This window comes from Haloplanus salinarum, assembly GCF_009762275.1.
Classification (GTDB): Archaea; Halobacteriota; Halobacteria; order Halobacteriales; family Haloferacaceae; genus Haloplanus; species Haloplanus salinarum.
In genome coordinates this window covers 1,341,909-1,366,526 of sequence record NZ_CP034345.1, presented here as the reverse complement: position 1 = coordinate 1,366,526, position 24,618 = coordinate 1,341,909, and the positions used below count along the sequence as shown (strand labels likewise).

Below are 24,618 nucleotides of genomic sequence, written 5' to 3'. Positions count from 1 at the left end.
ACAGAGGACATATTTGAATTTGAGTATGAGTATATTAGCGGAACATCTCTCTATTCAAATAAACTTGACCGATCATTTGGGTTCACGGGGGAGTTTCAAGACTACTTCATAATAATTCATATGATGTGATCGTTATCGCAGGATACAATCATGCCGCATGCTGGGAAACATTGCTCTACGCGTTTCTATTTGATGTCCCCGTTGTCCCATGGAGTGGGACCTGGTCAGGAAGTCTCGGTACAGAGAATCGGCTTATTAATACACTCCGAGAAATCTACACAAAACGGGGATCGAGCTGGATCGCATATGGGTCAAGAGCAAGTGAGGCACTAAGGGCGTGGGGTGCAGAACCAGAATCTATACATGTCGCTATTAATACAGTAGATGTAAAAAAATATGCAGAATATTCTTCAAATATAAATGGATTTGAGCCAAATTCGGCTTCTTTTGAGATATTGTATTGTGGCCAACTCATCCCCCGAAAAAACGTACAAAGTTTATTTAATGCAGTTTCAATGATTGAGTCCGAAAACATACAGGTGAATATTGTCGGGGATGGTCCATTACTTGCTGAATTGAGAGAGTATACAGCTGATCTCAAAGCAGAAATCAATTTTGAAGGACATATATCTCGACAGGAGATTATCCCATACTACACGAAAGCAGACTTGGTGGTATTACCATCTTCAGTAGAAGTTTGGGGGCTTGTTGTGAATGAGGCATTGGCTTGTGGAACACCCGTGATTGTATCTGATATGTGTGGCTGTGCCCCAGATGTAGTTCGTGAGGGGTTTAATGGCCATATATTTGATCATAAATCGCCTCAAGAACTCAGCCACTTGATATCCAAACAAATGACGGGCGAACTCAAATATGCTTCAGCAAAAGATATCCAACAAGATGCAATCCATCGTCTGAGTATTCAGAGATCCTTTGATGGATTTATCGAAGCAATTTACGATGCGAATAACTCGTGATTATCGGGAACCTAGTACCACCTCGACTATGAATAGTTCAAAATGTGTAATCGTATCGCTCTTTTCTTTCAATATATCTCGATAGACTCAAAAATACGATCTCGTTACGGACGACCAATTGGGTTTAGTGTATGCAGAGAGTTTTCTATATTATGAGCCAGTTAGGGGTAGTATATTATGTTGGATTATTCCCCAAATTGTCGGAAAGTTTCATTTTGAACGAGATCTCCGAGCTACACAAAAGGGGTCACAACGTTGCGGTGTTTGCGCAAAGAAACCCGGAAGAAGAAATAACACACCAAGAATATAGAGATATTGATATTCCCGTTTACTATTCTGACCCCTCTTATCGAGATGTCCTTCAATTGGTGTCTTCTCATTCGATTCAAAAGCTTACCAAATACATGCCAAAAGGATATATGAGTTGTCTATCTTTAAAAGAGATAGGATCAATATTGCTACTTTCTAAACAATGTGCAGACTTCATTCACTCTCTTGACTTTGAAGTTGACATTATTCATTCCCATTTCGCAACCGCAACCAGAGTTGCAGCGTTATTAGCTGCGAAAGAAAATAATATCCCTTGCACAGTGACTGCCCATGCCTTTGAGATATTCAAATCACCGGACTATGCAAAGATAAGGTATATATGTAATAATATGAGCGGCATTGTTGTACCGTCCGAATATAATCGCCAGTATCTTGACGAGAATATAGGGGTGCAGAATAGTATCTATGTAGTTCCAGCCACAACACGGATTAACAAATTTGAGTCTGCTACATCTCCTATTGAAAATAGGATCTTAACGGTCGGGCGATTAATCGAAAAAAAAGGGATTACTTTTGCGATAGAGGCAGTAAATCAGCTCATCAAGCAAGGGATTGATATAGAGTATCATATAATTGGATCTGGGCCTCTCAAGAACCGATTACAACAACAGGTTTCAAATAGCGGAATTGAAGACAATGTGAAATTTTTAGGAAATGTGTCTGATAGTAGTTTAAAGAAAGAGTTGAAGGAAGCATCAATTTTCTTGTTGCCTTGCGTGGTAGCTGAAAATGGTGATCGGGACGCAATGCCGGTCGTCTTAAAAGAAGCAATGGCCTCTGAAACGACATGTGTATCTACGACAGTGTCTGCAATACCAGAACTCATAACAGATGGATATGATGGGGTACTCGTCCCCCCAAGAGACCCAGATTCGCTAGCAGTTTTCATCATGGACCTCCTTGAAAATCCTGAAGAACGAAAAAGGCTCGCCATGAATGGAAAAAATACTGTGAGGACAGAGTATAGTATATCGATATCCGTTGACAAGCTTGTTGATGTATTTCATTCTTATACAAACGAATAGAATTCGATTTTTGATCGGCATAGTTGGCAGAATTGTCACAATAAATCTCGGTCTTGACGCCCTGGAGAGAAGGGAAGATGTACCTCACAGAAACTCAGTATTCTACCATCTCCGCACTAAATTCGACATAGAGAAGCTCAAACAAGTTGGAAACACGCTTCTCCAGAAGGAGGTTCTTGATGTCCTCCCTGAGCAGGTGGAGGCCGTTTCGGACTTCCACCTGCGGCCCTACTACGGCGACGAAGACTACAGATCAATATCGGCGGTACTCGTGAGTTTGACTCGTTCAGGAGAATCATACGTAACAGTGGATACAAAGGTGCCTACTTAACGGTTAAGCTGACGCAGGACTTCGTCTTCTATTGCGGAATCAGATCAGAGGCAACTTGCTCTGCACGGTCAATCCATCGATTCTGTCTTAGAGTTAGTACTGCATTTTCTCTTCTTTCTTGATATAGTTCTTCATCATTTGAAAGCAAAATAATTTTATTAGCTAAATCTTTATAATTGGAATCGGAAACTACTCCGCAACTATTAGATTGAACAAATTCTGATACTTCCTTAATATTTGTTGTGATGATTGGGAGGCCATACGAGAGGTATTCAAATAGCTTGACTGGCATAACCATATTGTTATACTGCGTCGGTTTAAATGGGATGATGCCTGCATCAGCACGCTGGTAGAGATCGTTGAGTGCTTCTCCAGATTTATGATGTACTGTAACCCAGTCTGATTTGAATCGCTGACGAACGGAGTTTGGTAACGACTGATATTCTGGCTCACGGCATACTAAATCAAGCGTGACATTTTGTTCGTTAGCTGCTAATTTGCAAGCTTTTGATAGGAGTCCCGAGCTGTAACGTCCTGAGAGACCACCAACGTAGATTACGCGTTCTAATTGTAACGTTGAGTCATTTGTTGCTACTTGATCTGTTCCTCCTGGTGGAAGTGGCTTTATTGGAGAATTAATATTAAGATATTCACCAAGGGTAGACGAGGGAACATAGATTTGATCTGCAATGCGAGAAATCACGGCTAAATCCATTCTATATCGGACTTGAGCTTCCCAGTATTTCAATCCAGAGTGATCAAATAATTCTGGGAATTTCCAAAGGATATCTCGATAAAAGACTCCTGTGGGAATATTTTTAGATTGAAGATACCAGTACAAACGATAGTCAATAAGTGGATGAACCGGCCAAGTTGTTGGTTCAGAGTAACAAAAAAGATAGTCTCGGTCACTCTGTTGGATTTCTTGGATTCGTTGTCGTCGTTCCTTGGTGTCTCCGATCACCTTATCTACATTATATCCTATCTGTTCAAATGCGTCTATCAACTTCGCTGGACGGACACTTGAGCCGCTATCCAGATTATCAAGCGGTTGTGGGGTGTGGAAAAGTATTCTTGAACTCACGACTGAGACCATCTTGTTTTCACGTATGGTGTATAATATCTTTTTCTATGCCTTGTTCGAACGGTAGCGATGCGATAAGGAACGAGGCAGTCGAAGATTTGAGTGAATTATGTTCTCGTTTGACCGCCTCAGCAGCGATAGCGGTTGTATCGAGTTAGAATTTCTGGAGGGATAGGCGACATCCGAGCCAGCGATGAAGCTCGGTATCCGACTCCATTTGGCTGGACTATCACTTTCGGATACCGTTTCTATTCTTGAGATGTTGGGTGTCGATAGTTAACGAAGCACTGTGCATCGATGGGTACAGAAGGCCGATTTACAGCCGATAGACGGTGCTGACCCGAATCACGTTGTGGTCGACGAAACCGTGATTCAACTAAATGATGAACGATATTGGCTGTACGCCACTGTCGATCCCGACACCAATCGCCTGCTCCATGTACGGCTCTATCCGACGAGAACCACGGCGATCACCTCGATGTTTCTCCTGGAATTACGCGAGAAACATCAGGCCGACGACGTCATCTTTCTCGTCGACGGTGCACCATGGTTGCAGGCAGCCTGTTACGACATGGGCTACGATTCCAGCATATTACACATGGGGATGCCGTCGAACGTGTCTTCCGTGAACTAAAACGACGAACTAACCAGTTTCAAATCGTTCAGAAATGTTGACCGAGTACCGCTGAAAATTGGTTACAAGCGTTTGACTTCGCATGGAACCAGCTTATCTAGACACTACCGTTCGAACTATCGTAACCAAATAATGCGAGGACCATTGCAGAATATATGAAGAACACTTTATTCCCGGGAATATCAAAAGAGACAGAGGCATTTATTAGGGAATATATTATAAGTGATGAAATTAGCCCTGCAAGCCGATAATTATGATTTCTGTATTTAATTACAGTAATTGATACATAATATATAAAAAATGACAGAAAGATAATTCCAATAGTTCCTGATTCAACTAGTATTTCAAGGAAAATATTATGCGGGTACATATATGTTCCGGACTTGTACAAGGTCGGAAATGAGCCAATCCCATGACCCAGTAGTGGTCTTTCTAAGAATAAATTCACACTGTGAATTGCCATATCTATCCGAATTATCGCGCTTCTACCTGGATCATGAATTAAAGAAAGTAATCTGTTTATGGTTCTTCCCCCATTTAAAACTAGGATAATTAGAGATACGAATAAAGTTATCATATACCACAAGTAATCACGCACTTTTCCTGTATTATAATTCCATACTAGAGAAAAGATGAGCGATATTATTACTGCAATCAGAGGACCTCGACCACCAGTTTGTGTCATGAAAAACAGGTTCATAAGCGAAAAAAATCCGAACAGAATTCGGAGAGTATTATTTTTCACATCCATAATTACGAAGATTGAGCATACAATTCCAACACCCAATAACCTATTGACCCCAATGTATGTGCCTTCATTTATTATAGTGTGTATCCCATTTGAGAAAATCGATCCCCACAGCAGAGCTAACATCAAAATATAACTTCCACACAAAGTTGCGAATATAAATGCTCTAATATTTTGTCGATTATTAGATATCACAAATGTAACGAATGAAACTAATACTGGAAGTTGAAATATAATATAGGTGTATTTTTGGAAGCTATAACTAATTTTTGGAGACCATACAATAGAAATCCCAATAAACACAAATAATAATATGCAACTGAAGAAGATCTCAAGAGATGCCTTCATTATACTAATACGTCGATATGTACAAACAAAAATCACAAAAAGAAATATTGGCAACAGAATATAATTAGATAAAATTATTGTATCATATGGGATGTGAATAATTGAGTTAAGCGTTATCCTGTACGGGTATAATGCGAACAAGACAGTAGAGAATAATATAGTTGCACGTCTTATTTTCAGATAGTTCGTCGTATATGATTCACCCAACATTTTTTTTTTGGATATCTTTTGTGTCATGAACAACTTACTTGTGTAGCGTAATTAATTTTTAAACCTGACACTTTATGCGTTCGATGACTGAATCCCATACAAATCTGCATATTCTCCACCTTGATTAATAAGTTGGTCGTGTGTCCCTGACTCAACGATGTGTCCATTATCAAGGGTATATATCTTGTCGGCTTTTTTAACGGTTGATAGCCGATGGGCAATCGCCACGATAGCATACTCACGCTCCATCTCTTCAATTGATTGTTGGACTTGCTTCTCCAAGTTGGAGTCAAGATCACTCGTCGCCTCATCAAGAATTAACAAGGAGGCATCTTTTAGTAACGCTCGTGCTAACGCTACCCGCTGCTTCTGGCCTCCAGATAGTCGAACTCCTTCGTCCCCGAGCATCGTATCGTATCCTTCCGGCAGGTCTTTCAGGAACTCATCAACCTTCGCGATCTCGCACACATCATCTAGTTCAGCTTCGCTAACGTTCCTGTTCCCAATCGTAAGATTATATCTGAGTGTATCATTAAATATAAATGGGTCTTGTCTCACAACGGATAGTTGATCACGCCACTCGGTGATATCCATTTCGTCAATCGGAATCCCATTTGCACGAATTTCTCCAGCATCAACTTCATACATTCGGGCAAGAAGTGAGACTATTGTTGATTTTCCGGCGCCAGATTGACCAACAAACGCGACAAACTCGCTTTTTTCGACCTTAAAGTTGATACCATGGAGTACCTGTTCGTCGTCATTATATGAAAAGTATACATTATCAAATTCAATAGGTTCCACCTCGGCGGGTACCGGACGAGATCCATCTTGCGGCTCTTGTTGTGTTTGAAGTTCCTCTATGAATTCAAGGGTTCGAACGAGATGTGGGAGATCATTTTCAACTTGATAGATGAGTTTGTTTACATTACTTGCTCTTGGTCCAAGACGGAACATTGCGAATAGGAAGACCCCGAGCGATCCGAGTGAAAGGTTGGCAAACGTTAATGCAAAATAGATGAGTACAAATACTGACACTGCGACGACGAGGTTGTAGAAGTTAGTGATCGCTGCTTCGTTTCGTCTGAGGGTGACTCGCTCACTCGTGAACTTCTCAATCGCGTCTCGGAAATCATTATAGAGTTCCTCGGCAACACCGAATATCCGTACGTCTCGGATTCCCTGTGTTCCAGCTTGTGCTGCCTCTTGACGTTCTTCGTTTGCCTCAGCGATGCGGTCACCGATGTCATATCCAGATTCAATAACTTGTCGGAAAAAAATGGTGAAACTTCCGAGGACTATCCCAGTCGCAATCGTCAGACCGGGTGCCATTGCCAACGCGACGCAAAAGTATGCTAAGGCAAGAAATCCCTGCTGGAGCAATTGGATCCCACGCTGAATCACCCGCCCCGCATACGTTGTTTGCGTCACGATTGCATTCAAGATATCGTCAGAACCTTGATCATCGAAATACGCGACCCTCGCGTTAAGCGCATTTCGGAATGCTTGGTCTTGGAGGTCCCGAATGTAGTAGGTTCGGACCGCCTCACGGAGCCAAGCTACTATGAAACTTGTCGTGTACCGCGCAATCATCACGATTGACACCCCTAGGACCACATATCCGAGCGTGAACGGGATTCCGAGCATCTGGTATGCGGTGACGAACACCGCAAGGAGGCCATCTGCCTGTGCCGCGGGACGTTCAAGTTGTACTAGTTCGACGATCGGTAGAATGAAGCTTAGGCCAACCCCTTCTAAAATCGCTGCTAATATCCCAAGCGATACGATCCCAGCAGTAAATTGGGGGTTATACCCTGAGACATCAAGAAGGGCATTAATCTTCTCACGTCTTGAGACCGTTTCGGAATCTGGATGTGACATATCCGTCAATTATGTTTGTGTCCGCGTTCGACTTGAATAATACCGTCGGTTCTATGGTATTACGTTAATTATCTTGGCATCAGTAGTGTTGAAATAAGCAAGCGAAACTGTGGCCACCTTGAAAACCACGACATCACCAGGACCCAATTGGTTCTGGTTGGCTCACGAGAATGGTGCTCTCGTATACGTCCGGGTGCGCCGAGAGACCGATCTTTTCCAGTTTCACCCAGCGGCAGCCGATTGACCAGTTGACGTGGGTGGGATAAAAAGGTGCGCCTCGCTATTGGGCGGGTTCGCCGCCCGATTGCCTGAGAAAGCTTCGCTCCCTCGCTGCTGGAGGACACGGGCGTTCACGTCGGCTCGGCCGTCGTGAGCTTGGGAGAACAAAGCTCTCTCGACGACGTCAAGCGAAGCGTGCGTAGCAGGCTCTCCGACTCCAGCGAGGCGGGGCTCTCAAGGTGTTTCAATCCAACTACTCTAATCTCATCAGTACCGTACTCGCTGTCCTTGAGGAAGAGAAGCCCGTAGTTACTCCATCTCCGTCAACAGAAGTGTTGTAAGAGCTATTGTCTCAAATCGCTGAATCTTGGAGAAACACAGGCTCTGGCCTTCGCAGAGGTCGTAGATGGCATGATCGTCACCGACGACGGTGATGCACGGGCCTCAAAACAGTGTGTGGTCAATGTGGCCGGATCTATCGGTCTCTCAGTACGATTTGTGGCAGACGGCCATATCTCGACAGCGACGGCCGGCGAGTATCTTAACCGATAGATCGATGAGGTCAGGTTTCGATAGCCAGTTCGCGATTTCAGTGTTCTTCTCGAGGAGTGAGTAATGCGACCCCGATGTTGATGTCTCTGATAGTCCGTAAACGGAATCAATCACGAACGAGAATCAGATATCAAATTGGATAATATTTAATTTCCCCACCAAGACACGAGAAATAGTTGTGAAAACGGCCGCTGTCGGCAGGCACGAGACGCTGAGTGACGCCGGGCTTGCGGCATGCCATTTCAACCTGGAATATTTCCCTGCCCCACGAAAGCGCCGTTGTTGTCCCCGAAGTGACCGTTAGCGGTCATATCTCAGCAGACGAGTGGCTATATGTATGTCTCTCCCTATAGTCTGGTCGAATAGCTGTGAAGGGCCCAGACTATTTTGAGTGGGAGAAGAGATGAGCGAAGCCGAGCGGTCCGACGAGCCAGCGGATCGGGCAGACCAACAACGTCGCATCCCTGTCCGAACAGCCCTATCGATCGCCCTCTTGCTCGTCATCCTCGTTCGCCTCCCGACGATTCAGGAAGTGTTCCGCGATGACTGGGTCGTTCTCGTTTCGAATGACCCCTACTTCTACCGCTATCTGGTCGATCAGGCGCTGGCGAACGGGCCACCCCCGTCACTTCCCGACCGGGCGATTCGTGGCGAACCGCTGCTCGCCGCGACGCTTTCGGTGGCTGCGTGGCCGTTCGGCGCGGGCACGTGGGGGTCGGGCTTTGTTGTCGCGTGGTACCCCGTGGTCGCAGCGGTGCTGACGGCTGCGTTCGTCTACGGCGCTGCCACACGACTCACCGGGGATGTGCGAATCGGCCTCGCTGCCGCGGGTCTACTGGCTGTCACGCCGGCGCACGCCTACCGGACTGCCCTCGGCGTCGCCGACCACCACGCCTTCGACTACGTGTGGCTCGCACTGACGGCGCTGGCCGTGATCGAACTGCTCGCCCGGAGTGAGCGTGACCGTCGAACGTGGCTCGCCATGGGCACGCTCGCCGTCGCGGTGGCGGGGCAGGCGCTCGCGTGGGAGGCCGCACCGCTCCTGCTCGTCCCACTTGCCCCCGCGCTCGCCCTCGTGGCACTGGTGGAGATTCGCCGAGACGGGCCGGAACGGCTCGCCCCGGTCGTCGCCGGTCTCGCCGGTGGCGCGGCGCTCGCACACCTCGTCCACCTGCTGCTCGGCTGGCAGTTCGAAGCCGTTATCTACGCACTCGATCTGCTCGCCCTCGGAAGCCTCGGGGTACTGGCACTCGTGGTCGCCGTCCGGCGGGCCGGGGGGTCGTGGACGTGGCTCGCGGCCGCCGAGGTGGTACTCGGTATCGTCGCCGTCGTCGTCGTTCGTCAGGTTCCGGCCGTGGCATCCGAACTGGAGTCCGGGCTCGAATTCTTCGCCTCGACGGAAGCCGCCGAACTCACCGGTGTCGGTGCCAACTACGGCGCGGCCGGCGTCCTCGTCATTCTCGGGTTCGCGTCCGTGCTCGCGGCGCCGATACTACCGTTCGCGGCCAAGTGGGGGTGGCAGCGGCTCGAACCAGGGTGGTTCGTCGTCGGCGTCTACACCGTTCACTTCGGGGTGCTGGCGACGCTCCAGCGGCGATTCGCCGGCGAACTCGCCCCGTTCGCGGCCATCATGGGCGGCGTGGGCTTCGTGATGTTAGCGTCGTGGTTCGACCTCGTGCGGCCGCCTGTCCCGCGCCGGGACAGCCGGGACGATGCCACGGCGCCGACCGTCGCCGCCGATGGGGGTGACGACGATCTCGTCGTTCCGGATCGGACCCGCGTGGCATTGCTCGCCGGCCTCGCGGGCGTCGCCGTCGGGTCCGGGTCACTCTACGCCGCGCTCATCGATCGACGACTCGTCATCGACGATGCCACGTACGAAGCGGCGCGCTGGATCACCGAGTACGTCGACGAGAGGAACATTCCTTATCCCGAGAGCTACGTCCTCAGCAAGTGGGGGCGCAACCGCGTCTACAACTACTTCGTGAACGGGGAGGCGGCGTCGTACGGCTACGCCCAACGGACCTACGAGGACTTCCTGTTTTCGAACGCCAACAGCGCCGACGAGTGGTACGAGGAGTTCGCAGGTCGTGTCGGATTCGTTGTTACTCGCGACCTACCGCATCTCGGGCTGATCTCCTCGTCGACAATTCAATCGACGCTTCACGACCGATTCGGGAGCGCCGAAATCAGCGATATCAGCGGTGTCAGGCACTTCCGCGCCCTGTTCGCTACCGAGGACGGCAGGCGGAAGGTGTTCCGGCTCGTAGCCGGTGCGACGATTCGTGGTCCGGCACCGGAGGACAGGGACCAAGTTCGACTCGTCGCCGAGGTGTCGATCCCCGGCGATGACTTCGAGTACGTTCGCCGGGCGCCGGTCGCGGACGGCACGTTCGAGGTGACCGTGGCCAACCCGGGAACGTACCGCATCGGAGCGGAGGACTGGACCGTCGAAATCACCGAACGCATGATCCAGTCGGGAGACACCGTGACTGTCGAGAACTGATTGAGAAACGATGGCTATCCAGTGGCGACGAGAAATTCTTACTGAGTTGGGATTATCTTCCCACACCCCACCGTGTCGAATGTTCTCAGCAATTTCCGATACCGATCTCATCAGGAGTGCGAATGTTCAGAGTAGCTATTCGGAGCTTTCTCTTTACCACCCCACCATGTCAAGTGTTCATCCTAGAGCTGCTCGGTTCTGTTGCCTCGCTGAACGTCTTGCAGTTCCATATGCCGGATCGTTTCTGTTTCCGTGGTCGCAAGTCCCTAGGAAAGTTCCTCTACCGAACCTTGCGGCGAAAGGTCTAAACAAGGACAGATGCTGTGATTCACGTCCGACACCCCACCGCGTCAAGTGTTCCGATTGAGGTTCTATAAGCTGGAAAAGCTGTTGACCTCGGCACTTTCCCCCAAGGCAATCTACTCCATTGACTGAATCAATTCTACGACACGCCGCGGTAGCGTAAGTCCCTCAAAGTCGCTAACAACGTTAGCAACAAGATCGAGGCCGACAGCGAACTCGTACTCGTAGTACTGTCCTCCGGAACGGCCCTCGTTGCGAGAACGACGGTCAAGGATACCAAGCATTGCGAGGTCAGCAAGGTGGTCATGCATACGACGGCGAACCAGCGGATCGATGTCCGACTGCTCGGAAATTGTACAATACTGTGGGTAAATATCCCGTACGCGAAATGGTCCCCCTGACTCAAGAGCTAATTGCAAGACTGCCAAGAGCGAGAGATGTCCGTGGCGTGTTAGTTCGCGCATCCCGTGTTCGATTTGGCTCCGCTCAAGTTTGTTCCGAGCCTCGTGAACATCGTCCTTGGTGATTTTGTCATGGCTTGCAGCTCGTGCGAGTTCGCCGGCTTGGTACAACAAATCAAGCGCTTGTCTCGCACTCCCGGTGTCTTGTGCGGCCATAGCAGCACATAGCGCGAGTACGCCCGATTCAGTGGCATCATCAAAGAGAGCACCCTCCGCTCGTCGATCAAGAATCGCTTCCAGTTCGGGCGCATTGTACGGTGAGAAATGGATCTCTTCCTCACAGAGTGTGTCTTTCACTTTTGGAGAGAGATTATCCCGAAAGCCGAAGTCATTGCTAATTCCGATTACTCCAGGTTTCGTGGCTGTAAGGTAGCCGTTCGAGCGCGCTCGCGGAATTTCATAAAGTATCTCATCGTCGGTACCAATGTGATCAATCTCGTCGAGGACGATCAAGACTGTTCCACCGACTGCATCGAGTTCCTCATACAGGAGATCAAAGACACGTTGTTGGGGATATCCAGTTGTGCTGATTTGATCCTCAGCTGGACGTAGTGTATTGACGAGGTTGACTGCTACTTGATACGACGAAGAGAGATTCGTGCAATTAAGCCAAAACACCGACAGAGAAACATCGTCATACTGGGCTGAGTCTTGTTGCAGTTGTTCGAGCAGATACCGTGAGACAGCTGTCTTCCCAACACCAGTTTTTCCATATAAGAAAACGTTCCGCGGTTGGGCACCATTTATGACGGGTTGGAGTGCGGTTTTGTACGCACTGAGTTCCGACTCCCGGGCCATGATTGATTCTGGTTGGTAATCATCCCGAAGCATATCCTCGTCGCGAAAGATATGGGTGTCTCGAGTGAACGTCGGCATCGGTTGTTCATATCTCTTGATGCAGGGATAATAAAACCACTGTGTCAAGTGCGTCGAATGAATATGTCCGAAGATTTGGAGAAGGCAGACTAAGCACAATTGACTGTATAACCCACGCTATCCCAGGATTGGATGTAACTAAACATTCGACATAGTGGGGTGGGATGAGCTAGTCACAGTTGATGGAGATATCCAACTCTGCCCCGACCTCGTTTGGAGAACATTCGACACAGTGGGGTGTGGGGGAACCGTTAATTCTGATATTTATTTATCTGACAACCCGGCTCTAATCTAGCATCAAGTGCGCGCTCAGCGCAACCGTGTGCCCGTGGAGTTGGAGGTTGGATCCGTGAAGTGTTACTCAAAACTGCCGTCTACAACCACCTCAAGAATGCCCGATATCCGTGAGATTTGGCGCTTGTGGCGGAAATAAGGCCTACTGAATCAGACTACTACTCAATTTCATCGTCACATACGACTTGGCGAAGCTCGTTGAGCAACTCTGGATCGTGTTTTTTCAAATGTGCGATATCGTTCATAAGAGGCCCTTCAATTCGCGCACGGACTCGAGAGCGTGCCTCATACTCTCGTTGCTTTTCTTTCTTACCTGCAATGCAGTTCTTTTCGTAGTCGGTGAGTAGCCCACGTCCAGTTGACACAATCCCTTCTTTGCTTGTAGCTATCTAATCTTTGTTGACTTCGTGCTTCCGAGAGAGACTTACTATTCTGTAATGGTTGTTGTATAGAGCAAGTTTTAAATACAAGTGGGGAATACATGCAAGTGCGACGCACGGGATGTCTCAGAGAAACTGAGGCCGGTGCTGCAACACCGACCTGTGCTTCGCTAACCCCACGAAGCATGACGAACTCCGATCCACCGAATAAAGAACCTGTCGCACAGTCATTGGACTACGACCAAGCCGGTTCAGAGCTACATCGCTGTCTCGTCTGCGGTATCGTTGGACTCCCAGAACGGATAGTGATCCACAGCTGCCAGGACACGCCCCACATCCACTCCGAGACGGCACGAACCACTCACAAATCAGCCACCTCCGAGTCGCCGACCACCCACACAGCGACCCTCCAGCGGTGCGCAGACGCACTCCGAACCATCACGGACGTCCAAGCCACGGACATCTGCACCGACAATCCCCACCTCAACCACCCGGTCCTCGAAATCGTCGGTGGCCCGGACACCCACGTCCCACCGCGAGTGCTGCACATCCTCGCCGCATATCGCTGTGGCCTCCGCGGCCTCCACACGCGACAACACCCTCAGTCCTGGGCCCTCGAAGCGGTCTGTCCCAGCCCCGCACAGGCACCAGCTAGTCCCACCCTACCTACCCACCAATGACACACCTCCCAGACGACGACCAGCCCACCACTGAGACCGGCTTCACCGTCGAGACCGGCGTCACCCGCCAGCTCGAAGACGAATACTCTAGAGCCACTCTCGAGGTCACGCCCACAGCGACGGCCGACCAAACGCTCCTCGTCGGATTCGGTGGCCACTGGGGGACGACCACCACCGAACTGACGCCACCCCAAGCTCGTGATCTCGCCCGCGCACTCGAACACGCGGCCGAGCAACTCGAGACTACCCCGGAGTCGGCCTCAGACGACGGCCAATCATCGGCGGCCAGTAGCACTGACGAGAGGGCCACTGACACCTCCAACTTGCCACCCACAGCAGACGACCCAGTCGAACAGACGGAGGAACGCCATGAGCGATCGTGACGACAACAATAACGATGCCGACGAGCACCCCCAAGACCCCCCACGTGATACCACCCGTGGACGGGGCCACGGCCAAGGCGTGTGGCTCGAGATCCAACTCCAGCAGGCTCTCGAAGAGTGGGGCTATGCCACCGTCCGTCGTGAACCGCTCGTCGCACTCACCGCAGATGTCGTCGCCTGTCGCCAAGAGCCTCGAGACGAGCCCGCCGACTACCTCGTCGCCGAATGCAAAGACTGGCAAAGTCGCGCCATTGATGAGTCGGTGATCATCCGCCTCTGTCTGCTTGCCTTCCTGGGTCGGGCTATGCCGGTCCTCTGTCACACCTCCAGACTCACGGATCGGGCGTGGCGACTCGCTCAGGCCTTCGACGTCCGCCTACTCACCCTTGAGGATCTCGACGGTGACGAGCTCCCACCGCTGACTCGCAAGCGGCCACCCAAGGCAGCCGATATCCACCGGGACTCGATCAGCCCGGAGACTCTTCGGCACACGCCGCCAGTCACACTGTGTCGCCCCCCACATGACCGGCCGGATGCCGATATCGAAGCGGCGGTCTTCTCCCCCACCAAGAGCGCGCCGTGTTACGTGCCCGATCGGTCCGGCCACGAAGCGTATGCCGATACAGCGTTTTCGCGGTATCTCCGGCGTGAACGCCGCAAACGGGACACAGAGGGCGACGAACAGTAGGGCGGACGGCGAGAGTGAACCGCCTCGGGGTCAAGCCCCGAGGCTTCCCGTGGGTTAGTCGGACACTCCCATCCGACCATCGGCCTGATGCTCACAGTCCCGATACTTGAACCGCTTCTTGTTACCCAACCTCTCTCGGAGAGGTGAGCAGTACGAGGCTACGCTGAGCCGTCTCGAAATCGCGTTATCGGGATGTCGCCAATCTCATCGTAGTCATCGTCGCCGCCGACTAAGAGCGTCGCCTCGATGTGCTCGGCGGTTGCTAATGCGAATGCGTCTCCGAGCGCTGGATTGTACTGGAGGATATACTCTGTGACATCTATCCAAGCGTTGTCGGCGTCTACAGGTTCGATGCCGAGGGCTGTAAGCCAGTCGAGGTACTCGTCGGCGGTGTTTCGGTCGTATTTCCGGGCGATTGTGTACCGGATCTCAGCGAGGTTTACGTAGCTAACGTAGCCGATCGTCTCCCCAGTTGCGACAGCATCGAGATACGTTTCAACCACGTCACTGCCGGGTTCGTCGTCTGCATGTGCAATCAGCGGCTCAGCGTCGAAGACGATCCGATCGGGACTCCCCATCACTCCTCTGTCGAGAACTGTGCGTCGCGCTCCTTGCGGTCTTGGTCGCGCTTCTCGTGGAGGATCTCTGAGGCTGGCGTATCAGTTGCTGCCTCGCTGCGCGCGGCGAACCCACGCATCTCGCTCGGCGAGCGGACGTGTTCAACGATCACGTCGCCGTCCTCGGTTTCCCGGAACAGCACTTTCCCGGGAGCCTCGATCCCGAGCTTCTCGCGGAACCGCTTCGGGATGGTCGCCTGTCCGTGTTTTGTGACGGCGACGATCTCTTTTTCAGAGTTATCTATCGGTTCTGTCTCACTCATTATTCATAGTTTAATCGCGTTCATAGATAAGGGTTTCTCATCGCCAGTGCGCAGTAACTTCTTGAGCATCCATGTTCTCAATTGAACGCCGCTGTCAACTCCTGCCAGCAGAAGTCGGAATTCACGAAGAAGAGGAAAATTGACATCCTCCTCCGCCTGAAGGCGGGGGAATCCCACGGCATCGCGCCGCTGGATTGGGATATTAAGGTTTGCAGTCTACCACTTGTTCCTGCGGTTGGAATCCGCTGGACAAGTCATGAAGGTAGACTCCGGGCTGTGCCAACCAGCCGGTACTCCTATCCCCACCCAAAAGCGGTGCGGACTCGGAGTTACGGCGCGGCACTGGCCGTGTCGCCAGCTTCTGGATCGAACGGGAGGGTGATGACGAGTTCGTCGAACCAGACGACGGGGCGCTTACACTGCCCGTCTTCCTCGAAGAAGATGATGCCCAGCTGGGCGAGCCGGCTGAGTTCCTCGTGGACGTTCTTCACGTCCCGGTCAACGACCCGTGCAGTCTCGTTGATGCTGGGTGGCTCTTCCCGGCGGATGGCTTCGATGAGATCGAGGACACGCGGCGTCAGCGTCTCCATCAGATCGTCGTAGCTGGTGAACGAGAGTGTCGGCGTGGAATCCACCGTGTCGCCCCGTTCGAGCGTCTCGATCCCATCGGTGACGTCGTCATGGTACTCACTGGACGACTTCACAGTCACGACGAGGGTTGATTCGGCTCGAAGCTGTTCGCGCTCCATCGGGTGCAGCGGCGGCGTGGTATCGTTCATGGGAATCACCGTGTGTGATGGCCTCACTCGACCTTGAACTCGGATTTCGGGATCTCGCTCCAGAACCGGTCCCAGAGTTCGACCATCCCGGGGAACGTGATGCTGTCTGGGTTGGGGTCCGGTGCAACGTGCAGTTCGTGCCCTTTGGTGTCCTCGTGTGAGTTGTCGTCTCGAAACGGCGTTGCCGTTTCGACGGGTCGTCGAAAATCTCAGATTTTCGAGATACCGACGGATCGTCCCATCGTCAAGCGTGCGGGGCGGGTCCGGCTCCGTCGCACCGTAGTGGAGCCTGTAGGCCCATCCAGACGGGTACGCGTCACGGTCTGTCCGCATGCAGAACACGCGGACGACAGTCCCGTCGGGGTACTTTCGCCCCCCCACTCACGCCATCGAGGTCGTCGTCGGTCAGTGAGGCCATCCTCAACTATTGGTTTACAGACCAATACAATATGTCTATTGGTCTGCAGAACAATAGTAGTCGTCGCACTCCCAATACTCACACATAGCGCGTGGGAGCCCCCCGTGAACGGGTGGGTCTGAGCGACAGCACGGTGAGCCAACCACACGCTGTGACTCGTCTGGGTATTCCACCGGTTCCAGTCTCGCTTCGGTATTGCTAGCCAAAACGCGACTAATTCAATATATTGAAACAGGATTCAAAAAACTAAGGATGCTGGAGATCCGAGAACGTGTATGAGCGACTCGGAAACCACGAATCACACGACAAAGGTCGCCCGGATTCGAGAGGTTGCGATGACGGTTCGCGAACCAAAAAACGCGGGAGAAATAGCTACGACTGCTGGTGTTGCCCGGAACACGGCTGAAAAGTATCTCACACAATTGGTCGAAGTGGATAAACTTACGACGATCAAGCGGGGCCGTGAGACCTGCTACTATCCAGATCCTGTCACCCAGTATTTCGACCAGATCCGTGACCTCGTCAACGATCATGAAAAAGACGAGCTCACAGCCGAATTAGATACAATCCGGGCTGATATCGACGAGTGGAAAGAGGCGTACGATGTGGCGTCTGCGGATGAACTTCGGGCAACGGTTGGGGATGATATTCCGGCATCCGAACGCCGACAGCGGCGACACGACGCAGAGGATTGGGACTACTATGAGCACCAAGCGATGCTCATCAAGCAGGCAATCCAGCTCTATGATACGATCGAGGCGACTCGCGAGCGTCGTATCGCATCCTCCAACTGACCCGGTGACAGCAAATGACCGAAATCTATGAGCAACGACCCGACTGACACCGAACCCACACACGACGAATTTACGCCCGACCCGAACGAGGTCGAGTACCCTTCGACCCTCCGCATCACGTCGCTCCCGGCGGAGCAGGCGCAGACGGCAGCCATCGAGCGCGCCGAACAGTGGGCGGACGGCGAGGAGGTTCCGCACGTCGTCAACTTCGAAGACCGTGCGCGGCTCCGCCAGCTGCTGACTGACCGGCGGATGGAGCTGCTCGAAGCAGTGATGGAGGACCCGCCCGAGAGTATCCGCGCACTGACCAACCGCCTCGACCGTGACGTGCACGACGTCCACGACGATCTGCACCTGCTGGCCGAGTACGATATCATCCACTTCGAAGAGACCGGCCGTGCGAAGAAGCCGTACGTCCCCTACGACACGGTCCGAATCGAGGTTGAGTTCGGTTTCCCCCGCGGTGAAGAGTCAGAATCGGCCGCATCGACCTGACCCCGCATCAAGATACAAGCGGGAAACCTCGCCGTTCACGCCCAGTCGTGGTTCTCCCAGCCCTCATAGTGTTTCAGCCGGCTCTTGATTTCGAACGGGTCCCACTCGCACTCGCGGTAGAGGACGTCGGCCAGCTGGCCGAACTCGCCGTTGTCGAGTTCGATGCCCCGCTTCCCCCGGTTGGTGATATAGGTGACAGAACGGAGCTCGTCAAAGACCTCGCTCGCGGTGTCGTAGTCACTCGCCTCGATGGCGGAAATGGAGAGGAGATTCTCCTCGACGATCGGGGAGCCCCACCGATGTTCGGCTATCATCGCTGCGAGGAGGGCACATTTCACCGACGGCTTTCGCATAGTCGCCTATTTTCCTCCGTCTGTCATAAGCCCTTGTTAACGAGCGTTTACGCTCAAGGAAACGACTAAATGTCCTAGGGGATACATTGAACCCATGAGCGAGTCACCGCGGAAGCACGCGGCCGAAGGGAAAGACACCAAGGAGGCCCGGTTTGAGAACCCCTCCGGCGTCCTGCATCTCTTTCAACATGAGAGCGTGCCCATCCTCATCGATGCCATTCTCACCCTCCCTCCGGGTCGAGAGTTCAACAAGACCGAGTTCGCGGATCACGCCGGCGTCACTCGGCAAACCGTGAGCAACTACATCGACGTCCTCCTCGAGACCGATGTGGTCGAGGAGGTTCCGAACACGTCCCCGCGCCGGTATCGCGTCGCGAAGAGCGATGTCGTCCAAGAGCTCTTCGAACTGAACAGTGCCCTGAACGCTGTCGGCAAGTAGACCCAACTTTCCCCGTCGCTCACAGCGGTAGCAAGGCGGAAGCCCACGGCTTCAGCGTAATGCAAGGAGGAGCCTCCGAACTCAAGGAGCGAGCGTAGCGAGCGAGTAGGTCGGAGAGGAAACCGACACGGTACTACACCAACCACGCTCGATGGAAGGCCGACTCCCCACCGAGTCGTTACCAGTATAAAGACGCCGGCCTACATCTGAACCACGGATGGAGGTACGTCGCACCGTCCCCGTCAAGCTCGACGTGGCCGACAGCGACGCCGACCTCCTCCACGATACCATCTCCGAGTTCCTGTGGGCCGCCAACTACGTCGTCGACCACGCGTGGCAAGGCGAGTACAAGACCACGAGCAAAGCCGAACTCCAACGCGAAACCTACGACAACGTGCGGGCAGAGACGCGGCTGCAAGCGAACCTCGTCCAGAACGCCCGCAACAAAGCAGCTGACGCCGTACAGAGTGTCGTCGCCCGCTGGAAGCAAGGTGACTACGCGGGGAAGCCGCACTTCTCTGCTCCGACACTCGTCTACGATAAGCGATGTGCGACGTTCAACGACGACCACGCGACGCTCTCGACCGTCGAAGGGCGTATCACCGCCAAGTACGTCCTCCCCGACGAGAGCCGCGAGACGCCCCACTCGGAGTATCTGTTCAACGATGACTACGAAGTGACGGGCGGGGAACTCCACTACCGCGACGGTGAGTTCTACCTTCACGTCCGAACAAAGGCGGATGTGGAGTTCGAGACCGCCGACAAAGGCAACGACGAGCACAGCACAGTCCTCGGCGTTGACCTCGGCATCGAGAACGTCGCCGTCACTTCGACAGGTTCGTTCTGGAACGGGTCGGAGTTGAACCACTGGCACCGCGAGTTCGAGAAACGGCGTGGGGCGCTCCAACAGCATGGAACACGAGCCGCCCACGAAACCATCCAGTCGATCGGACGCACCGAGACGGGTCGCTACGACCACTTCTTACACACTGTCTCGAAGGAACTCGTCGCGGAAGCCGCCAAAACAGACTGTGACGTAATCGCGTTCGAGAACCTGACTGGGATTCGTGAGCGGATGCCGAACGCCAAGAAGTTCCACGCGTGGGCGTTCCGCCGGCTGTTCGAGTACGTCGAATACAAAGCCGAAGTCGTCGGCATCTCGGTTGAACAGGTGAGTCCCGCATACACGAGCCAGCGGTGTTCTAAGTGCGGCTTCACTCACGAAAACAACCGCCCGGCCTCGGACGGACAAGACGTATTCGAGTGCCTGAAATGCGGGTACTCACCACACGCGGACTACAACGCGGCGAAGAATATCGGTCTGAAGTATCTCCGCTCGGCGCAAAAGTCGCCGGACGGAGGCGCACCCGTAAACGTGCGCTTGAATCGCGGGACATTGAACGTGAACGGCAATTACCAGCCTGCCGCCGACGGCGGCCAGAACGGGAGTCCACGCGAAAGCCCCATCACCAGAACCGAAGGTTCTGGTTAGCAGTCAGAAGCTCCGCTTCTGACGACACCCTCAACGAAGTCGTTCGAGAGACGCGAAGCGTCTCTCGTGATGACGAGACGACGAAGCCGTCTCGAACCACGAACGGTGGAGCCGTGAGCGAGTAGGGTGGGGTAGTTTACCCGTGGGGTGTCAAGGCTCAATATCAATCCAACGCCAGACTCAGTTTCAGCGCTTCATCAACTTCGTCCATCGTGGTCGTGTCGAGCCTTCCTAACACAGAGTGAATTCGATCATCGATAGAGACAACACGAATTTGATCGAGCCTGACCGACGAATCCTTCTCGAACGGCGAGTCTGCCGCTTCGACTAATACCTCGAAGGGATATCCTCGATATGTCCCCGTTGCAGGCGCGACGATAGTCGTTCCCGAATTCTTATTCCCAACGTCGTTCTGCACAACTACTGCTGGACGGGTCTTTTTCATTTCGTGGCCTTCCGCAGGATCAAGGTCGACGACTACGACATCACTGCGCCGGATTTCTGGATCATCGCTCATTCGTCGAGTCCGTCCCACGCTTCATCAGATACTTCATCCCACTCCTCGGCAAGATTGGTGGCACTCTCCGACGCGTCACGGTAGGCCGCGGCTAAAGCAACTTCCTCTGGATGGTCGTTCTCAACATCAACGACTGCAATCGTGACGCGCTTGTTCGCGTACTCCGTGCCGAGATAGATGCGCCCCCTGTCGTCGGTTTCGTTGGTTTGAAGCTCGTCTGCATCAACTTTCATATTACCCACTATTGCCCACACAGATATATCCTTTACCCATGTCGATATCTTCCTCCGGGTGAACTACCCCTGGCCTACTCACCGCCTTCGGCGTCTCCTTGAGGCAGGGGCTTCCTGTTTCTACGACGCGCTTTGCAGACACAACCGCAGTGTCCACAGGGAGCGCAGTCTCCACAGGCGTTCCTTCGGAGTGGCCCACTCCTAGTTTGGTGAGTCCGCGAGAAAGAATGTTCCACGCCGCGTTTGCGTCTCTGTCCGCCTCGAAACCACAGGCTGGACAGGAGTGTTCACGCACCCACAGCGGCTTGTCGGTTTCGACGCCACACTGAGCGCACTCTTTGGTGGTTCCTTCGGGTTCAACTTCCACGAAGTGCGTGCCTTCACGCTCACACTTCGTTTCGAGCATATCGGTGAAGGTATTCCACGCCGCTGACGCCGTATTGCGGCTGTTTCGCGGTGATTCGAGCATCCCTTTAACCTCGAGGTCTTCGACGGCCACCAGTTCGTACTCCCGAGCGTAGTAGTTCGAGAGTTTGTGCAGGAAATCACGCCGTTTGCGCTTGATTTTCTGGTGACATGCAGCGACACGCCGACGTTGGTTCTCCCAGTTGTTCGACTCGTACTCTTTGCGTGGGAGGTTCCGTTGCTCCCGTTCGAGTCTGTCGCGTTCTTCCGAGAGGTCGAGCGATTCGACTGCCGTTCCGTCAGTGTCGTGGGCATATTTCAGGATGCCCACGTCGATCCCGACCATCTCGTCAGTGCCAACATCCTCCAACGGTGGCTTGGCCGGCGGGTCTGTGTCCATCTCGATACCGAAGATAGCGAACCACTCGCCGGTTTTCTCCTGTTTGAGCGTGATTTCCTTGACCGTGGCGTCGTCAGGCAGCGATCGGTGGTGTTCGATGGGGATGTCCGCGAGTTTCGACAGAGACAACACGGTCTGACCACCCTTCTTGTCGAGTTCGAAGCCAGACTGGTTGTAGGTGAAACTGCGAAACTCCCGAGGCGACTTCCACCGAAGTTCACCGACGGTGTGGCCCTGTTCTTTGAGCTTCCCGAGAGCGGTGATATTCTTGGCAATCCGCATGACCGTGGGCTGAAGTACTTTCGAATACACGTCGGTGAGTGCATCCCACCAGTCTTTGAGGTCGGGAAGCTCGTCACGAATCTTCCGCACACGCTGTTTAACGGTGCCCTCGTGTTCGGGGATCTGGTTGAACCGATACAGGGCGTGGTTGTAGAGTTGTCGACAGGTTCGCGGTGGTAGTCCAACATCTCTCGCTGGCGCTCGGTTGGCTTGAGGCGATACCTGTAGTTGTAGTTCATTCCACGCACTTCGAGAGAGACATGACAGACGTATCAACCTTGGCCGTCCGGAGTGAAAGTAGTCGCCCCGTGGGCCTGTGATCCGGCAACAAGCACGTGTCTGAGAGACGATGACGGCGGTGTATCCCCTGCCTACTGCGCTGCTTGTCCGCTTGGGCGGACTGCGCTGCTCGTTGAGGAAGGGGGATTACCGCCTGTATTCAGCTAAACCGGAGGAACCCTGAGTATTGGGATCAGAGGGCAAGGGGCTTTGAGCCCGTAGAACGAACAGAAAAGCATCTTGAGCAAGCACATGACTGGGGCCTCGATCTCCAAGCCATTGATTGGGATTGATAGAAGGCGGTTCAAGACCAGGAAGAGTAACGATGGGGCTATTCGATAGGCTCACGTTCGAAGACGGTCTTGACGTAGAGTTCCCTGACATCGGTGTCGATCCGTTTGAGGTCACCTGGCAGACGAAGTCCATCGCTCGCCACGAGCCGATGATGGAGAACTACAAGGTAACGGCAGAGGGACGGCTGTTCAAAGAAGACGCCAAGTACGAACACGTACCCGAGGAAGAACGTCCCGGATACAACGAGGAAATAGGTGGGTTTGAAAACAAGATTGACCGAGTTCGAGGAAGCATGAGAAAGATTCACCAAGGTTGGTCGGATACAGAATATCACGGGATATTCGAGTTCCATCGAACCATCGATGGCGACTACGTCAGCCTCGAAGCGAAATTCACTGACGGCCAACTGGTAGAGGTCACACGCAGCGAGTGATACGATGCCGAGAGAAAACCGCACAATCGAACGCGACTGTATGGAGTGCGGTCAGACAATCGAAATCACCGAAGCATGGTCACCCCCGTTCCCACAGTGTCTCGATGCATTCTTCGATGCGATCAAGGACGATGCGACAGACATCACGATGGTCGGGAGGCCAGTGTGCATCTTCTGCGTTGCTGCGACTTGCATCCGGCGGCGGGTGGAAGTGGTCCCGTGAGTTGTGGGTGTTCGGGTGGCGGTCCCACCGACACGTCCACACACGATCTCGATGTTCTTCCTGATAATGGACCGTGAAGTCGTCGTTGCGATACCACCGGATCTCGAACCGAGCAGACGTGTCATGAGGATAATACGCCTCTGAGAATACAACGCGAAGATACAGCCGTCCATCCTCAACAAGGGCTGCCGAGTCGAACAGACGACGGCCAGCGAACCGCGACTGCAATCGCTCTAGTACGGCGCGGTCAAGTGGCGCGGGGCTTGTGCCATCGTTGGCCGGCGTCATCGTCAGCTATGCGACGGAGCGGTAGAGCCGGTCGCTTTCTGTCGAGCGCGCTCGTGGAACCGACGTTCTTCGATGGCTGTTGCCCACGCACCGAGGTCTGCGTACACGTCATCAACTGCCTCGGCGTCGTAGGCAAGGACGTTGACATCGGCGGGCGAGTCGGCGTCGTACTCGTCACGGTATGATTCAATCTGGTTGGTGAGTTCCGAGACGCGGGCTTGGAGTTCCTCAACCGTGTGGTCGTGTGCTAACTTGTTCACTCGACGCCATTTGAAGTAGTCGTCGTTGCGCTCGTATCGGGCGGGCCGGCCGTCGTGGTGGATGACGATGCCGAGGTCAGCGTAGAAAGCGAGGTGTGTGCGTGCCGACTCCGTCGAACAGTCCGCGCGCTCGGCAATTTCGGCGGCCGTCATCGGCTCACGGGCGTGGAGAATCGCCCCGTAGACACGTTGTTTCGTGTCCTCGTCATCGAATGGCCGATCAAACGGGGGCGGGCCATCGCGGTGTGTGTCGTCGGTCATGCTTCAACAATCGGACTAAACACAGATATTTCTTTCTTCGAACAAAATATATTGACTATCCGTTCGGGACGACCATCTCTTGGCAGGCCATCGCTGATTGACTTCCTCCCACGGTTGAAGCCGTGGAGGAAGTCCACTCTCTGTGCATGTCGACGTTCCGGTGTAAGAATATCTCAGTAATAC

22 protein-coding genes and 5 pseudogenes are annotated in these 24,618 nt (G+C 53.0%); 12 read left to right on the top strand and 15 right to left on the bottom strand.

All coding sequences use genetic code 11. The features are described 5' to 3' along the window. Window positions 1-125 precede the first annotated feature (125 nt). The 3 genes and pseudogenes from EI982_RS08335 to EI982_RS08325 form a co-directional block, all read left to right on the top strand. Complete coding sequence (locus tag EI982_RS08335) at window positions 126-977, top strand: glycosyltransferase family 4 protein (RefSeq protein ID WP_157689269.1); 852 nt, start codon at window positions 126-128, stop codon at window positions 975-977. Window positions 978-1,129: 152 nt separating this feature from the next. Next, window positions 1,130-2,332 carry a glycosyltransferase gene (locus tag EI982_RS08330; protein WP_157689268.1) on the top strand — a complete coding sequence of 401 codons (1,203 nt, stop codon included), beginning with the start codon at window positions 1,130-1,132 and terminating at the stop codon, window positions 2,330-2,332. A 64-nt stretch (window positions 2,333-2,396) separates the two neighbouring features. Beyond that, window positions 2,397-2,579 (top strand): annotated as a pseudogene (locus tag EI982_RS08325) (ISH3 family transposase); the annotation flags it as partial. Window positions 2,580-2,691: 112 nt separating this feature from the next. Here the strand turns inward: EI982_RS08325 and EI982_RS08320 are convergent. Further along, window positions 2,692-3,759 carry a glycosyltransferase gene (locus EI982_RS08320; protein ID WP_157689267.1) on the bottom strand — a complete coding sequence of 356 codons (1,068 nt, stop codon included), beginning with the start codon at window positions 3,757-3,759 and terminating at the stop codon, window positions 2,692-2,694. Between the two features lie 97 nt (window positions 3,760-3,856). On the opposite strand from EI982_RS08320, the pseudogene EI982_RS08315 reads away from it, so the two are divergent. Continuing rightward, window positions 3,857-4,482 (top strand): annotated as a pseudogene (locus EI982_RS08315) (IS6 family transposase). Here the strand turns inward: EI982_RS08315 and EI982_RS08310 are convergent. Further along, on the bottom strand, window positions 4,479-5,255 hold the full coding sequence (locus EI982_RS08310; protein WP_157689266.1) for an O-antigen ligase family protein: 777 nt from the start codon (window positions 5,253-5,255) through the stop codon (window positions 4,479-4,481). The pseudogene EI982_RS08315 and the gene EI982_RS08310 sit on opposite strands and share 4 nt — an antisense overlap. Before the next feature lie 504 nt (window positions 5,256-5,759). Continuing rightward, window positions 5,760-7,568 carry an ABC transporter ATP-binding protein gene (locus EI982_RS08305; protein WP_157689265.1) on the bottom strand — a complete coding sequence of 603 codons (1,809 nt, stop codon included), beginning with the start codon at window positions 7,566-7,568 and terminating at the stop codon, window positions 5,760-5,762. Window positions 7,569-8,742: 1,174 nt separating this feature from the next. On the opposite strand from EI982_RS08305, the gene EI982_RS08300 reads away from it, so the two are divergent. After that, the gene (locus EI982_RS08300; protein WP_157689264.1) at window positions 8,743-10,845 is read left to right on the top strand and encodes an STT3 domain-containing protein; all 2,103 of its coding nucleotides are present in this window, start codon (window positions 8,743-8,745) and stop codon (window positions 10,843-10,845) included. 419 nt (window positions 10,846-11,264) lie between these two features. Here EI982_RS08300 and EI982_RS08295 read toward each other — a convergent pair whose 3' ends face one another. Then, window positions 11,265-12,485: an orc1/cdc6 family replication initiation protein gene (locus tag EI982_RS08295; protein WP_157689263.1), complete on the bottom strand. Its 1,221-nt coding sequence runs from the start codon at window positions 12,483-12,485 to the stop codon at window positions 11,265-11,267. A gap of 1,350 nt (window positions 12,486-13,835) precedes the next feature. On the opposite strand from EI982_RS08295, the gene EI982_RS08290 reads away from it, so the two are divergent. Both EI982_RS08290 and EI982_RS18335 read left to right on the top strand, forming a co-directional pair. Further along, window positions 13,836-14,222, top strand: a complete 387-nt coding sequence (locus tag EI982_RS08290; protein ID WP_157689262.1) for a hypothetical protein — start codon at window positions 13,836-13,838, stop codon at window positions 14,220-14,222. Further along, window positions 14,209-14,910: a hypothetical protein gene (locus tag EI982_RS18335; RefSeq protein ID WP_199243765.1), complete on the top strand. Its 702-nt coding sequence runs from the start codon at window positions 14,209-14,211 to the stop codon at window positions 14,908-14,910. The genes EI982_RS08290 and EI982_RS18335 overlap by 14 nt, the downstream gene beginning before the upstream one ends. A 158-nt stretch (window positions 14,911-15,068) precedes the next feature. Here EI982_RS18335 and EI982_RS08280 read toward each other — a convergent pair whose 3' ends face one another. From EI982_RS08280 to EI982_RS18695, 5 genes and pseudogenes are all read right to left on the bottom strand, one after another. Next, window positions 15,069-15,488: a PIN domain-containing protein gene (locus EI982_RS08280; protein ID WP_157689260.1), complete on the bottom strand. Its 420-nt coding sequence runs from the start codon at window positions 15,486-15,488 to the stop codon at window positions 15,069-15,071. Then, complete coding sequence (locus EI982_RS08275) at window positions 15,488-15,790, bottom strand: AbrB/MazE/SpoVT family DNA-binding domain-containing protein (protein WP_157689259.1); 303 nt, start codon at window positions 15,788-15,790, stop codon at window positions 15,488-15,490. The genes EI982_RS08280 and EI982_RS08275 overlap by 1 nt, the downstream gene beginning before the upstream one ends. A gap of 202 nt (window positions 15,791-15,992) precedes the next feature. Continuing rightward, window positions 15,993-16,121, bottom strand: a pseudogene (locus tag EI982_RS18700) (RNA-guided endonuclease TnpB family protein); the annotation flags it as partial. After that, on the bottom strand, window positions 16,120-16,569 hold the full coding sequence (locus EI982_RS08265; RefSeq protein WP_233255310.1) for an HVO_A0114 family putative DNA-binding protein: 450 nt from the start codon (window positions 16,567-16,569) through the stop codon (window positions 16,120-16,122). The gene EI982_RS08265 and the pseudogene EI982_RS18700, both read right to left, overlap by 2 nt. Window positions 16,570-16,592: 23 nt before the next feature. Next, window positions 16,593-16,987 (bottom strand): annotated as a pseudogene (locus EI982_RS18695) (toxin-antitoxin system TumE family protein). Window positions 16,988-17,262: 275 nt separating this feature from the next. Here EI982_RS18695 and EI982_RS08255 point away from each other — a divergent pair. After that, the gene (locus tag EI982_RS08255; protein ID WP_157689258.1) at window positions 17,263-17,781 is read left to right on the top strand and encodes a DUF7342 family protein; all 519 of its coding nucleotides are present in this window, start codon (window positions 17,263-17,265) and stop codon (window positions 17,779-17,781) included. A gap of 27 nt (window positions 17,782-17,808) precedes the next feature. Then, window positions 17,809-18,276: an HVO_A0114 family putative DNA-binding protein gene (locus EI982_RS08250; RefSeq protein WP_157689257.1), complete on the top strand. Its 468-nt coding sequence runs from the start codon at window positions 17,809-17,811 to the stop codon at window positions 18,274-18,276. A 35-nt stretch (window positions 18,277-18,311) separates the two neighbouring features. Here the strand turns inward: EI982_RS08250 and EI982_RS08245 are convergent, their stop codons facing one another. Then, window positions 18,312-18,629 carry a hypothetical protein gene (locus EI982_RS08245; RefSeq protein ID WP_157689256.1) on the bottom strand — a complete coding sequence of 106 codons (318 nt, stop codon included), beginning with the start codon at window positions 18,627-18,629 and terminating at the stop codon, window positions 18,312-18,314. A gap of 94 nt (window positions 18,630-18,723) precedes the next feature. Between EI982_RS08245 and EI982_RS08240 the strand changes: the two genes are divergently transcribed. Together EI982_RS08240 and EI982_RS08235 are read left to right on the top strand one after the other, a co-directional pair. Then, window positions 18,724-19,068: a helix-turn-helix domain-containing protein gene (locus EI982_RS08240; protein WP_157689255.1), complete on the top strand. Its 345-nt coding sequence runs from the start codon at window positions 18,724-18,726 to the stop codon at window positions 19,066-19,068. 217 nt (window positions 19,069-19,285) lie between these two features. Then, a complete protein-coding gene (locus EI982_RS08235; protein WP_157689254.1) occupies window positions 19,286-20,560 on the top strand; it encodes an RNA-guided endonuclease InsQ/TnpB family protein in 1,275 nt (424 codons plus the stop codon). A gap of 163 nt (window positions 20,561-20,723) precedes the next feature. On the opposite strand, the gene EI982_RS08230 is transcribed toward EI982_RS08235, so the two are convergent. From EI982_RS08230 to EI982_RS08220, 3 genes and pseudogenes are all read right to left on the bottom strand, one after another. Next, window positions 20,724-21,077: a type II toxin-antitoxin system PemK/MazF family toxin gene (locus EI982_RS08230; protein ID WP_157689253.1), complete on the bottom strand. Its 354-nt coding sequence runs from the start codon at window positions 21,075-21,077 to the stop codon at window positions 20,724-20,726. Beyond that, window positions 21,074-21,310, bottom strand: a complete 237-nt coding sequence (locus tag EI982_RS08225) for a hypothetical protein (RefSeq protein WP_157689252.1) — start codon at window positions 21,308-21,310, stop codon at window positions 21,074-21,076. Before EI982_RS08225 ends, EI982_RS08230 begins: the two co-directional genes overlap by 4 nt. A gap of 76 nt (window positions 21,311-21,386) precedes the next feature. Continuing rightward, a pseudogene (locus tag EI982_RS08220) lies at window positions 21,387-22,636 on the bottom strand (RNA-guided endonuclease InsQ/TnpB family protein); the annotation flags it as partial. Window positions 22,637-23,001: 365 nt separating this feature from the next. On the opposite strand from EI982_RS08220, the gene EI982_RS08215 reads away from it, so the two are divergent. Next, window positions 23,002-23,403: a hypothetical protein gene (locus EI982_RS08215; protein ID WP_157689251.1), complete on the top strand. Its 402-nt coding sequence runs from the start codon at window positions 23,002-23,004 to the stop codon at window positions 23,401-23,403. 79 nt (window positions 23,404-23,482) lie between these two features. Here the strand turns inward: EI982_RS08215 and EI982_RS19150 are convergent, their stop codons facing one another. Together EI982_RS19150 and EI982_RS08205 are read right to left on the bottom strand one after the other, a co-directional pair. After that, complete coding sequence (locus EI982_RS19150; RefSeq protein WP_394352072.1) at window positions 23,483-23,827, bottom strand: toxin-antitoxin system TumE family protein; 345 nt, start codon at window positions 23,825-23,827, stop codon at window positions 23,483-23,485. An 89-nt stretch (window positions 23,828-23,916) separates the two neighbouring features. Further along, window positions 23,917-24,435, bottom strand: coding sequence for a DUF7342 family protein (locus tag EI982_RS08205; RefSeq protein WP_157689249.1), 519 nt, complete (start codon window positions 24,433-24,435; stop codon window positions 23,917-23,919). Window positions 24,436-24,618 lie beyond the last annotated feature (183 nt).

Coding starts and splice junctions, on each gene's coding strand:
- EI982_RS08245 (WP_157689256.1), bottom strand. CDS start 18,629: ATGCGAAAGCCGTCGGTGAAATGTGCCCTCCTCGCAGCGATGATAGCC.
- EI982_RS08295 (WP_157689263.1), bottom strand. CDS start 12,485: ATGCCGACGTTCACTCGAGACACCCATATCTTTCGCGACGAGGATATG.
- EI982_RS08255 (WP_157689258.1), top strand. CDS start 17,263: ATGAGCGACTCGGAAACCACGAATCACACGACAAAGGTCGCCCGGATT.
- EI982_RS08205 (WP_157689249.1), bottom strand. CDS start 24,435: ATGACCGACGACACACACCGCGATGGCCCGCCCCCGTTTGATCGGCCA.
- EI982_RS08265 (WP_233255310.1), bottom strand. CDS start 16,569: ATGAACGATACCACGCCGCCGCTGCACCCGATGGAGCGCGAACAGCTT.
- EI982_RS08230 (WP_157689253.1), bottom strand. CDS start 21,077: ATGAGCGATGATCCAGAAATCCGGCGCAGTGATGTCGTAGTCGTCGAC.
- EI982_RS08305 (WP_157689265.1), bottom strand. CDS start 7,568: ATGTCACATCCAGATTCCGAAACGGTCTCAAGACGTGAGAAGATTAAT.
- EI982_RS08320 (WP_157689267.1), bottom strand. CDS start 3,759: ATGGTCTCAGTCGTGAGTTCAAGAATACTTTTCCACACCCCACAACCG.
- EI982_RS18335 (WP_199243765.1), top strand. CDS start 14,209: ATGAGCGATCGTGACGACAACAATAACGATGCCGACGAGCACCCCCAA.
- EI982_RS08215 (WP_157689251.1), top strand. CDS start 23,002: ATGGGGCTATTCGATAGGCTCACGTTCGAAGACGGTCTTGACGTAGAG.
- EI982_RS08250 (WP_157689257.1), top strand. CDS start 17,809: ATGAGCAACGACCCGACTGACACCGAACCCACACACGACGAATTTACG.
- EI982_RS08310 (WP_157689266.1), bottom strand. CDS start 5,255: ATGTTAGCTCTGCTGTGGGGATCGATTTTCTCAAATGGGATACACACT.
- EI982_RS08330 (WP_157689268.1), top strand. CDS start 1,130: ATGAGCCAGTTAGGGGTAGTATATTATGTTGGATTATTCCCCAAATTG.
- EI982_RS08225 (WP_157689252.1), bottom strand. CDS start 21,310: ATGAAAGTTGATGCAGACGAGCTTCAAACCAACGAAACCGACGACAGG.
- EI982_RS08240 (WP_157689255.1), top strand. CDS start 18,724: ATGAGCGAGTCACCGCGGAAGCACGCGGCCGAAGGGAAAGACACCAAG.
- EI982_RS08275 (WP_157689259.1), bottom strand. CDS start 15,790: ATGAGTGAGACAGAACCGATAGATAACTCTGAAAAAGAGATCGTCGCC.
- EI982_RS08290 (WP_157689262.1), top strand. CDS start 13,836: ATGACACACCTCCCAGACGACGACCAGCCCACCACTGAGACCGGCTTC.
- EI982_RS08280 (WP_157689260.1), bottom strand. CDS start 15,488: ATGGGGAGTCCCGATCGGATCGTCTTCGACGCTGAGCCGCTGATTGCA.
- EI982_RS08235 (WP_157689254.1), top strand. CDS start 19,286: ATGGAGGTACGTCGCACCGTCCCCGTCAAGCTCGACGTGGCCGACAGC.
- EI982_RS08300 (WP_157689264.1), top strand. CDS start 8,743: ATGAGCGAAGCCGAGCGGTCCGACGAGCCAGCGGATCGGGCAGACCAA.